The organism is Mitsuokella apri (assembly GCF_051886055.1).
Classification (GTDB): Bacteria; Bacillota; Negativicutes; order Selenomonadales; family Selenomonadaceae; genus Mitsuokella.
Genome location: NZ_JBJEXT010000032.1, coordinates 1 through 10,849, shown reverse-complemented (window position 1 = coordinate 10,849; position 10,849 = coordinate 1). Strand labels below are relative to the sequence as shown.

Annotated in this window: 8 protein-coding genes; 7 read left to right on the top strand and 1 reads right to left on the bottom strand. The window is 55.1% G+C overall.

What is annotated here, in order from left to right; genetic code table 11:
* The 3 genes from ACI4OH_RS03880 to ACI4OH_RS03870 all read left to right on the top strand — a co-directional run.
* A partial coding sequence (locus tag ACI4OH_RS03880; RefSeq protein ID WP_439784216.1) for a class II glutamine amidotransferase occupies positions 1-1,019 on the top strand: 1,019 nt, incomplete at its 5' end.
* Positions 1,007-2,638, top strand: a complete 1,632-nt coding sequence (locus ACI4OH_RS03875) for a glutamate synthase-related protein (RefSeq protein WP_435721682.1) — start codon at positions 1,007-1,009, stop codon at positions 2,636-2,638. The genes ACI4OH_RS03880 and ACI4OH_RS03875, both read left to right, overlap by 13 nt.
* Positions 2,639-2,656: 18 nt before the next feature.
* Positions 2,657-4,993 carry an FAD-dependent oxidoreductase gene (locus ACI4OH_RS03870; protein ID WP_439784215.1) on the top strand — a complete coding sequence of 779 codons (2,337 nt, stop codon included), beginning with the start codon at positions 2,657-2,659 and terminating at the stop codon, positions 4,991-4,993.
* A gap of 82 nt (positions 4,994-5,075) precedes the next feature.
* Here the strand turns inward: ACI4OH_RS03870 and ACI4OH_RS03865 are convergent, their stop codons facing one another.
* Positions 5,076-6,437 carry an MATE family efflux transporter gene (locus ACI4OH_RS03865; protein ID WP_439784214.1) on the bottom strand — a complete coding sequence of 454 codons (1,362 nt, stop codon included), beginning with the start codon at positions 6,435-6,437 and terminating at the stop codon, positions 5,076-5,078.
* A 79-nt stretch (positions 6,438-6,516) separates the two neighbouring features.
* Here ACI4OH_RS03865 and ACI4OH_RS03860 point away from each other — a divergent pair, with 79 nt between their 5' ends.
* From ACI4OH_RS03860 to ACI4OH_RS03845, 4 genes are all read left to right on the top strand, one after another.
* Positions 6,517-7,389, top strand: coding sequence for a MerR family transcriptional regulator (locus ACI4OH_RS03860; protein WP_435721685.1), 873 nt, complete (start codon positions 6,517-6,519; stop codon positions 7,387-7,389).
* A gap of 7 nt (positions 7,390-7,396) precedes the next feature.
* The gene (locus tag ACI4OH_RS03855) at positions 7,397-8,257 is read left to right on the top strand and encodes a LysR family transcriptional regulator (RefSeq protein WP_439784213.1); all 861 of its coding nucleotides are present in this window, start codon (positions 7,397-7,399) and stop codon (positions 8,255-8,257) included.
* A 141-nt stretch (positions 8,258-8,398) separates the two neighbouring features.
* Entirely contained in the window at positions 8,399-8,731 is a 333-nt protein-coding gene (locus ACI4OH_RS03850) for a hypothetical protein (RefSeq protein WP_432646461.1), read from the top strand.
* A gap of 198 nt (positions 8,732-8,929) precedes the next feature.
* On the top strand, positions 8,930-10,687 hold the full coding sequence (locus tag ACI4OH_RS03845; RefSeq protein WP_439784212.1) for a subtype B tannase: 1,758 nt from the start codon (positions 8,930-8,932) through the stop codon (positions 10,685-10,687).
* Positions 10,688-10,849: the final 162 nt, after the last annotated feature.

Below are 10,849 nucleotides of genomic sequence, written 5' to 3'. Positions count from 1 at the left end.
ATAACTCAGGTTTCGCCATGGTCATGCAGGACCTGTACGGAATCTTTTCCAATTATAAGGATAAACCGCTGTTATCGCTTGCCTGCACGCAGCGTGGTGCTCAGCTTGTTGAAGAGTACATGGATACGCATAACTTCGTACAGCTGGCCGAGTGGATTCCGGTGCCGGACAAACGCCCGGGACTTGATATTCAGGCTATGCCGTATTACATCTTCCGCAATTACGATTATCCGGAAGATGCGGAGCATATGACGAAAGAGCAGAAGGAAGACCTGCTGCTCGATACGCGCCTGGCACTGCGCAAGCTGCTCGAAAAAGAAAATGCCGGTTTTGTTTATTCGTTCTGGCCGGATGTGCTGACGCTCAAGGAAATCGGCGACCCGCGCGATATTGCCACGTATTTCCATCTCTGGGATGACAATGGCTGTCTCGTAGCAAAATCCATCGTTGCCCAGTGCCGTCAGAACACGAACTACGATATCGTCCGCTATGCGGCCCATCCGTTCTTCCTGCAGGGCTATACGCTCTGTGCAAACGGCGAGAATACCTTCTATACAAAGAACAAGGAATTCCAGAAATCCCTGCACCGCGGCTACATCGGCTTTGAGTCCGATTCGCAGTGCTTCCTCAATACCCTCCATTACGTTCATCACGAGCTCAAATGGCCGCTGACGTATTACAAGCACGTCATTACGCCGCTGCCGTTTGAAGAAATCGAGAAACGTCCGGATAAGGATGTGCTCATTGCCATCCGCCAGAGCCTGGCGAACCTCGAAATCAACGGCCCGAACACGATCATCGGCGTCCTGCCGGACAAGAAGATGATCACGTGCTGTGATTCCAAGAAGCTGCGTCCTGTTGTCGTAGGACGCACGGATGACATGGTCGCCATTTCGTCCGAGGTCTGCGGCCTCAATGAAATCATGCCGGACCGTGATGAGACAAAGGATATCTACCCGAATGAACGCGAAATCGTTGTCATCGACAACGACCTGGAGGTACAGAGATGGAAGCAGTAAAGACTCAAGATGTGGGCGTAAATGATCTCCCATGGATAATCGAATATCATCCCGACCGCTGCACGATGTGCGGCAGCTGCGTCGCTTCCTGCTCCTTTAAATCCATCAAAGTAGCAGTCCGCGGCCAGTCCCTGACAGTATCGGAAAAGCCGCTGCCGGAGCCGAAGAAAATTCATCAGGTCCGCCCGGTCATCAAGCAGGTGGCCAGCCTCACGGATTACTGCCGCGGCTGCGGGATCTGCGAGAAGGTCTGCCCGAATGATGCTATTCATCCGGTGCGCAACCCCGATACGCGCAAGACCCTGCTCTCGAAGGACCACGGCCCGATTAAACGCGGCGGCCGTACGAACCTCAACGCACAGCGCACGCTCGACTCCATCGTGGTCGGCCGTATCTCACAGATGACGGACCCGTCGCTCGATGCTGCGCGCCATACGTTCGATATTCGTTCCCCGTTTGGCCGCGTGCTCTCGGCAAAAGAACTGCCCTTTGCCATTAAAGACGGCAAGCTCGTCGAGACGAAGCATACGCCGCCGGTTCATTGGATTTATCCGCTGATTTTCTCCGATATGTCCATCGGTGCTCTTTCAACCCGTGCCTGGGAAGCCGTAGCACTGGCTGTTGGCTACCTCAATGAGAAATGCGGCCTGCCGGTCCGCATGAGCTCTGGTGAAGGCGGCATGCCGGTAAAACTTCTCGAATCGGATTATCTCAAATACTTCATCATCCAGATCGCTTCCGGTCATTTCGGCTGGAACCGCATCATCAAGGCCATGCCGCATATGAAGACGGACCCTGCGGGCGTCCTCATCAAGATTGGTCAGGGTGCAAAACCAGGCGACGGCGGTCTGCTGCCGGAGGCAAAGGTCGCCGAGCACGTACAGGCTATCCGCGGTGTACCGAAGGCAACGCTGGCCTCGCCGCCAAACCATCAGGGCCTGTATTCCATCGAGGAATCGGTCCAGAAGATGCATCTTTCGATGAATGCAGCCTTTGGTTTCCGCGTACCGGTCGCCATCAAATGCGCGGCTTCGGCTACGTCGGTTTCGGTTTACAACAACCTGCTGCGTGACCCGTATAAGATTTGCGGCGGTTTCTTCATCGACGGCATTCAGGGCGGCACGGGTGCAGCCAACGAGGTCTCGCTTGACCACACGGGCCATCCGGTCGTTTCGAAAATCCGCGACTGCTATCTCGCAGCTGTCAAGCAGGGCCTGCAGGGCCAGATTCCGCTTTACGGCGGCGGCGGCATCGGCATGACGGGCAATGCTGCGGCAGATGCCTTCAAGATGATGTGCCTCGGTGCCAACGGCGTGTTCTGCGGCAAGATCCTGATTCAGCTGCTCGGCTGCATCGGCAACGAGCAGGGCCGCTGCAATTCCTGCAACACCGGCAAGTGCCCGATGGGCATCTGCTCGCAGGACCCGCGCCTTGTTAAACGCCTCGATATCGACCGCGGCGCACAGAAGATCGTCGATTATGTACTGACCTTCGATACGGAGCTCAAGAAGCTCATGGCGCCAATCGGCAACAGTTCGCTGCCAATCGGCCGCAGCGACGCACTCGTCTCGACCGACAAGGCCGTGGCAGACAAACTTGGCATCCAGTACGTTTGCTGATAGCAGGAGGAGAGCTTAATGTTTAAGATAGATACCATGAAAGGACATGAACGCATGTCCACCCAGGACCTGCTCCTGGCCATCGGCGAAGCCGTCAAGCAGGGCGAGACGGATTTTGAAATCAAGGCCTCCGGTCAGCATGATATCGGCGGTCCGCTCTGGCATCCGGAAGGCAAGAAGCTGCATTTCCACGTTTGGAATGCCGGCCAGCGCACTGGCTCCATGTGCCTGCCGAATACGGAAATCGTCATTGAGGAATCGACTTCTGCAGATGTCGGCTGGCTCAACGCCGGCGGCATCATCACCGTCAAGGGCGATGCCGGCGATACTGCCGGTCACTGCTCCTCAGGCGGCAAAATCTTCATCGGCGGCCGCGGCGGCACGCGTACGGGCTCTTTGATGAAGCACGATCCTCTTTATGAAGAACCGGAACTCTGGATTTTGAAGAATGTCGGTTCATTCTCGTTCGAGTTCATGGGCGGCGGCAAGGCTGTTGTCTGCGGCTATGACAGTGCGGAGTTCGACTCGGTCCTCGGCGAACGCGCCTGCGTCGGCATGGTCGGCGGCGTCGTTTACGTGCGCGGCCCGATTGGCACGCATCCGGCGGACATCGTCTGCGAAGCCCTCAATGATGACGATATTGCCTTCCTCGCGGGCGGCATGGGCGACTTCCTCGCACATATCGAACGTCCGGAGCTTGAGAAAGAACTGACGAACTGGAGCGAGTGGCATAAGCTGCGTCCGCTGACGCGTGCGGAGCGCAAGCCAAAACCAGCGCCGGACCTCAAGTCCTTCCGCCTGCATGAGTGGGTAAAGGGCGGCATTTTCTCCGACGTTGCCCATGATGATTTTGCCGTGCACAACACGATTTCGCATGGCCTTTACCGCCTGCGCGTGCCGAGCTGGGACAACGCGCAGTACGCTGCACCCTGCGAATTCAACTGCCCGACGGGCATTCCGACGCAGCTGCGTTATAAATACATCCGCAACGGCGAGCTCGACAAGGCCATCCAGCTCGAACTCGATTATACGCCGTTCCCGGGTTCCGTCTGCGGTTCGGTCTGCCCGAATCCCTGCATGGACGCCTGCACGCGCGGCACGATTGATGAGCCAATCCAGATTGGCGACCTCGGCTACAGCTCCGCTTTCACGAAAGTCGAGCCGCCGAAAGAGCATACGGGCAAGAAAATCGGCATCATCGGCGGCGGTGTCGCGGGTCTTTCGACGGCCTGGCAGCTCGTCCGCAAGGGACATGAAGTCACGGTCTATGATGACGCGGACCATATCGGCGGCAAGCTTGAGCAGGTCATCCCGCGCGGCCGTCTCTCGCACGAACTGCTGGAATCCGAGCTCAAGCGCATCGAGAGCGTTGGTGTCAGATTCGTCGAGGGCTGCAAGGTAGACCGCGAGAAGTTCGACAAGATCCGCGAAGCCAGCGACGCTGTCGTCGTGGCTACGGGCGGCACGAAGTCGCGCTTCTTCCCGTGGGAAGGTGTGGAGTACCTGACGATGGGCCTCGAGTACCTCAAGGCCATCAACCGCGGCGAACATCCGAAGACGGGCAAAAAGGTCGTCGTCATCGGTGCCGGCAACTCCGGCATGGATACCTGCCGCGGTGCTTATGAGATGGGCGCAGAGTCCGTCATCGCCGTCGATGTGCAGAAGCCAGCCGCTTTTGCCAAGGAAATTGCTTACTTCGAAGGTCTGGGCGGCAAGATTGTCTGGCCGTTCTTCACGAGCAAAATCACGCCGGAAGGCGTGTACGGCAACGATGGCCGCTTCATTGAAGCCGATCAGGTCATCGTTTCCATCGGTGAGCAGCCGGTCCTCGACTTCCTGCCGGAGGATGAAGGCATTGAGTATTTCCGCAACAGCTGGCTCGTGCCGCACAAAGACCTTTCCATCATGGACGGCGTCTTCACGGCCGGTGATACGATCAAGCCGGGCCGTCTGACGGATGCCATCGGCAGCGGCCGCAAGGCAGCCTGGTACGTTGACCAGTATGTCATGGGCAAGGAATACAAGCCGTTCCCAGAAAAGAAACAGGTTCCGGCTGAGCGTCTTTCCAAGGCCTATTTCGAGAAATGCCATCACTGCGAGCTCGGCGATCCGGTCAGCGATTACAAGCGCTGCGTAAGCTGCGGTACCTGCCGCGACTGCAAGATGTGCCTTGAATCGTGTCCGGAAAAAGCCATCGACCGCATCGAGCATGAGGATGGCACGATTGAGTACACGAGCAATCCGAACCGCTGCATCGGCTGCGGCATCTGCGCCGGCGTCTGCCCGTGCGGTGTCTGGACCATCAAGGATAATCCAGAAAAGATTCCGATGTACTCCACGGGTGCAAAAGCATAAATGTTTCACGTGAAACATTGAATAAAGAACGCGAAAAAATCCGCATCGAAAAAAACGATGCGGATTTTTTCTATGTTTTATTTTATGAGATGGTGCGGACTTCGTGTCTCTGTGTGAAATCGCGCAGGTGCGACAGCAGGAGGAAAATGCCGAGCAGTAAGGCTGTCACATCGGCAGCCGGCACGGCCAGCCAGACGCCAGTGAGTCCGAGTATTTCAGGCAGCGCCAGGAGATAGATGGCAATGCCTAAAAGATTGCGGGCAAAGGACATCAGGGCTGAGGTCCTGCCGTCGGAAATGGCCGTAAAGAAGCCTGAGATGAAGAGATTGAAGCCGCAGAGCAGGAAGGAAAAGGAGAAGAGACGAAAGCCAGCCAGGGTGATGTCATAGACATGGCCGCCTTCCGGCAGAAACAGGGAAACAAGGGGCGCTGCTGAGAAATGGGCCAGCCCGAAGGAAAGCAGGGCAAAAAACGCAATGATGGCAAGGCTTAGCTTGACGAGGCGCAGAAGCTCATGAAAAGCACGCGCACCGAAATGATAGGAGAAAATGGGCGCGGTGCCGTTCACAAAACCCATGTAAACAGAAGTCAGCAGCATTTCCGCATAGAGAATAACCGAAATAGCGGCTACGCCATCCGCACCGGCATAGCGGAACGTGATAATATTGAAGAGAAAGGTCGTGATGCCGACGGAAAGCTGTGTGACGAGCTCCGAGCTGCCGTTGTAAGCAGCCTGACCGAGTGCGCGCCATTCAAGGACGGGTCTGGTAAAACGCAGCAGACGGCTGCAGCGGGAAAAATAGACGAGTCCGATACTGGCTGCCAGCAGGTCGGCAATGCCTGTAGCAAGGCCGGCACCTATGATGCCAAGTCCGAAATGCGCGAGAAAAAGGTAATCGAGACCGGCATTGGTGAGACCAGCCAGAATGGATACGATAAATCCCTGCGTGGGCCGGCCGTCGGCAATGAAAAAGGCATTGAAGAGAATCATCAGGGCGGCAAAGGGATAGAAAGGCAGCAGGGCATAAAGGTAGACATGGCAGTCGGCAAGCAGAGCCTCAGAAGCGCCGAGCAAAACGAGCAGTCCGTCGCCTGCCAGAAAGGCCAGCAGGGCGAAAAAACCTGCCATGACCGAGGTCACGACGGCGAGCAGAGAAAAGCGGCGGCGTGCAGCCGAAAGATTCCCTTCGCCGAGATTCTTGGCCACGAGGGCCGAGCCGCCCGAGGCCATCATGATGGCAAGACCGAGCACGAGATTGATGACAGGATAAACAATATTCGAAGCCGCCAGTGCATCACTGCCGGCAAAGCGCCCGATGAAAATGCCGTCCGTTACCGTGTAGAGGGAGATGACAATCATCATGCCAATGGACGGCAGGGCAAAGCGCAGCAGGCTCAAAAGTTTGAAATGCCTGCCGAGCGGCGATTTCAAAGCGGTATTCATGTTATCAAGATCCTTTCAGAAAAATGTTCTATACTCATGGTAAAGTATACAGTCACTGTAAAGTCAAGGAGGGCTCGAAATGGAACGCGGTCTGAGTTTCCACACAGGAGAATTTGCCAAACTCTGCGGCGTCAATAAGCGTACGCTTCATTATTATGATGAGCAGGGCATTTTTTCACCGGACCATGTTGGCGAAAATGGCTATCGCTATTATTCGGTAAGGCAGTGTTATCCGTTCATCATGATCCGCATGCTGCGTCAGATGGGGCTGGACCTTTCGGAAATCAAGGAATATATGGAACACCGCAGTCCGGCAGGGCTTGAAAAATTGCTCGCGGAACAGGAGACTTGGCTGGATGAAGAGATTTGCAAGCTTCAATATATGAAGGAGATTGTGCGCAATCAGCGTCATACTCTCGCCCTTGTCAAAAATATTCGCTGCGGTGAAGTGGTCATCGAGAAATGGCCGGCGGCCAAACTCATTTATTCGCGCTCCGTGCGTAAATTCATGCTTCAGGGGAATCAGGGCAGTGTGGAGCGCATTATCATGGAGCATATGCGCTATATGCTGGAGCATAATCTGACGACTGGCACGGCATTTGGCGCTATGGCAGCAAAAGAAGATATTCTGCAGGGGCATGAGCATATCCTGACACGTTTTTTTACCGTGACGACAAAATCCCTGCAGAATGTGCCAGCGGAGTTTTGTGCGGTCCGGCCGGCCGGCAGCTACCTTGTGACGTATTTTTCAGGTGACTATATGGCGACGCATGCTTCTTATCAAAAACTGCGTCAGTATCTTTTGTCACATCCCGATTTGCAGGCAGGCGCGTTTTCTTATGAGGAAAGCATCATTGAGGATTTGGGGACCGCCAATCCCAGTGAGTATATCACGCGTATCGGTATCCCGTTATTGCCATCTGAGAACAATATGAAGTCAAGAGAGGAATGAAGGTACTATGGATTTAAAGCAGATGCGTTATTTTCTCGCCATTGTAGAAGAACGTCAGATTACAGCGGCCGCCCGCCGGCTGCATATGGCTCAGCCGCCCCTGAGCAGCCAGATGAAAATGCTCGAGGATGAACTTGGCATGAAGCTCTTCCGCCGCGGACCGCATCACATCGAGCTGACCGATGCGGGAAGGCTGCTTGCGGAGCGCGCAGCACAGCTGCTCGACATGGCCGCGATGACAAAAAGAGAAATGCAGGATATGAAACAGGGCACACGCGGGACACTGTCACTTGGGACTGTGTCATCATCCGGCAATGTCCTGCAGAATGAGGGCATGCAGTCTTTTCGCGAACATTTTCCGCATGTGCGTTTTGAAATTCACGATGGCAATACATATCAGCTCATCAATCTGCTTGAAAAAGGCATCATCGAAATCGGCATCGTGCGCACGCCTTTTAACGCGGTGCATTTTAACTGCAAGTACCGTCAGCCGGAGCCCATGATTGCCGCGATGACGCCGGAACTCGACTGGGATGAGACGAAAACAGAAATAGAGGCAGAAGAACTCGCGGAAAAACCGTTAATACTCTATCGCCGCTTTGAGCAGCTGCTCATGGATACCTTTGCGGCCCATGACTTTACGCCGGATGTCTGCTGCCTCAATGATGATGCCCGCACGACCATTCTCTGGGCCAATGCGGGACTCGGCGTTGCCATCGCGCCGCAGTCTGCCTTTTCTCTGGCGGCGCATGACAATCTGCACTGCAAGGTCATAAAGGAAAAATCCCTTTATACGCGTCTGGCTGCCATCTGGCCGCGGGAACGCTATTTATCGGCTATTGCGCGCAACTTTCTTTCGTATTTCTGATATTCTTGGGCAGGAAAAGATTTAACGAAAATCCAACGTCCGATTAAAGGGATTGCAAGCTCGCCGCTTTAAAATAGAGCCATCATCAAGGAAGGCAAAAAGCCCCTTGCTATGGAATAGAAAATGAGAGGAGCGATCCTTATGAAAATCCAGAATATCAAAAAAGCGTGGAAAAAGAGCATGGCCCTCGCCCTTGCAGGCCTCATGAGCTTTGGCATCGCGAGCACGACGCTGACGGTTTCGGCCGAGGCTGCCTCGCGCCACGAGCCGCCGCGTTATGAACAGCAGAATAACCGTCATGATACAGGTGACCGCAACTGGGAATATCAGCGCCGCGATGGCGAGCAGGGCCGTTACGACCACAACCGCAAGCCGCCTAAGAAGAGTTCGAGCAGCTCGCATTCGACTGGTGAAGTCACGACCGCCGCTGTGCTCGGCGCCGTGGTCGGTGCTGTCATTGCCAAGAACACCTGATACTGATACCTGATACGCAGTTTGGTGTATAGAAAAGAGAAGCGTAAATTTCGACTGAGAACAGAAAACCGCCATCCCTGGATGGCGGTTTTCTATTTGTCGGGAACTTCTGCAACTTCCTTCATGACGGATATGCTGGATAGAAAATAGCATGATATAATGAAGGAAATGACTGGATGAGATGAGAGGATGGATGATATGAATCTGAAGAAATCTATTTTGACGATGCTGGCGGTCAGCGCTCTGACTGTGCCCTTTGCGACAGGGGCAGCGCAGGCAGCTGCTGCAGATGGCGCGGCACAGACCGCTGCGGTAAAGAACGTGGCAGCAGCACAGGATAATACCACGGCGGCAAAGGCAACGACAAAAAAACAGGCTGCAGCCAAACAGCAGAAATACAGCCTGAAGTTCAATGCGAAAAATTATACGAAGGAAACGCTGCAGCTCAATGGGCAGGATGTCGCCTTCCGCGCTTACCGCAATATCCCGTATGTCTCGAAGCCGGCTTCGGTGGCTTCAGAATCCATGAGCATTTTCATTCCGGAGGCCTATTTTGAAAAGGGCGGCACGGTCAATGGCTATACGGCTAAGACGGCACCGATTTTCCTGCCAAACGGCGTGGGCGGCTATATGCCGGGCGACATCAAGGAGCCGAGTGCAGACGATAAAATGTCCGGCGGCGCGAACGCTTCGCTCGTGGCCCTCGCAAGAGGCTATGTCGTTGCAGCTCCGGCTGTCCGCGGCCGCACGACGGTAGGCGATGACGGCAAAACGTATGTGGGCAAGGCACCGGCCTTTCTTGTCGACTATAAGGCCGCGGTCCGTTATCTGCGTCATAACAGGCACCGTCTGCCAGCCGGTGACACGGATAAGATCATTTCAGACGGCACAAGCGCGGGCGGCGCATTATCTGCCCTGCTCGGCGCAACGGGCAACAGCAAAGAATACAGCGCGGACCTCAAGGCCGTCGGGGCAGCGGGCGAGCGCGATGATATCTTTGCTTCGATGGACTACTGCCCGATTACGAACCTCGACCATGCGGATATGGCCTATGAGTGGATGTTCAACGGCGTCAATGAGGCATATCAGAGATCTGGCAGCCCGATGATTCCGATGCAGCCAGGTCAGATGCCAGCCTTTCTCAAGGCTGGGGATAAGCTCATTCCGATGGGACCGGGGCCCGTTGTACAGCCCGTAACAGCCGATGGTCAGGCCCAGGATGGCACCGTGACGGACCGTCCGGAAAATGCCCCGACGGAAACAGCCGCTGCCACGCCGATGACGGCTGCGGAAATCACGGCCTCTGAGCAGCTCAAGGCGCTTTTCCCTGCTTATGTCAACAGCCTGAACCTCACGGATCAGAACGGCAGGGCCCTGACGCTCAATGAAGATGGCACGGGTACCTTTGCAGATTATATCAAATCCATCTATGCAGCTTCGGCTCAGACGGCCCTCGATGCAGGGGAAGACCTTTCGGACCTTGGCTGGCTGACTATTGAAGATGGCAATGTCAAGGATGTTGACCTCGCCGGGTACGCCGCCTGGGCAACGCGCCTCAAGGCAGCACCGGCCTTTGATAAATTCGATTTGAGCTCCGGCGAAAACGATGAGTTCGGCACGTCCGACAATACGCCGCGCCATTTTACGGGCTTTTCCCTGACGCGTGATACGGCACCGGGGGCGACGATGGCGACCTGGGATGACATCCGCCGCATGAACCCGCTGTATTTCATCGGCAAAAAAGGTGTCACAGTGGCTCCGCACTGGCGCATCCGCCACGGGGCGAAAGACCGTGATACGGCGCTGGCCGTTCCGGCCATTCTTGCTTTGTCTCTCATGGACCATGGCTATGACGTGGACTTTGCTTCGCCGTGGGGCAAAGGCCATGCCGGCGATTATGACTTGACAGAACTCTTTGACTGGGCCGATGGCATCTGCAAGGCAAAAACAAAATAAAGAACACTTCATGTGATGCACAAAAAAACTTCCCCGCCTGCGGGAAGTTTTTTTGTGCGCTTTCTTACCGTGTTTATCATAGCTTTATGCTATAATATGAGTAAAACGAATGACAATATCGAGATGGATGTACAAGCTTTACGCGTTATACGCGTTATATAG

Coding starts and splice junctions, on each gene's coding strand:
- ACI4OH_RS03875 (WP_435721682.1), top strand. CDS start 1,007: ATGGAAGCAGTAAAGACTCAAGATGTGGGCGTAAATGATCTCCCATGG.
- ACI4OH_RS03845 (WP_439784212.1), top strand. CDS start 8,930: ATGAATCTGAAGAAATCTATTTTGACGATGCTGGCGGTCAGCGCTCTG.
- ACI4OH_RS03850 (WP_432646461.1), top strand. CDS start 8,399: ATGAAAATCCAGAATATCAAAAAAGCGTGGAAAAAGAGCATGGCCCTC.
- ACI4OH_RS03860 (WP_435721685.1), top strand. CDS start 6,517: ATGGAACGCGGTCTGAGTTTCCACACAGGAGAATTTGCCAAACTCTGC.
- ACI4OH_RS03870 (WP_439784215.1), top strand. CDS start 2,657: ATGTTTAAGATAGATACCATGAAAGGACATGAACGCATGTCCACCCAG.
- ACI4OH_RS03865 (WP_439784214.1), bottom strand. CDS start 6,437: ATGAATACCGCTTTGAAATCGCCGCTCGGCAGGCATTTCAAACTTTTG.
- ACI4OH_RS03855 (WP_439784213.1), top strand. CDS start 7,397: ATGGATTTAAAGCAGATGCGTTATTTTCTCGCCATTGTAGAAGAACGT.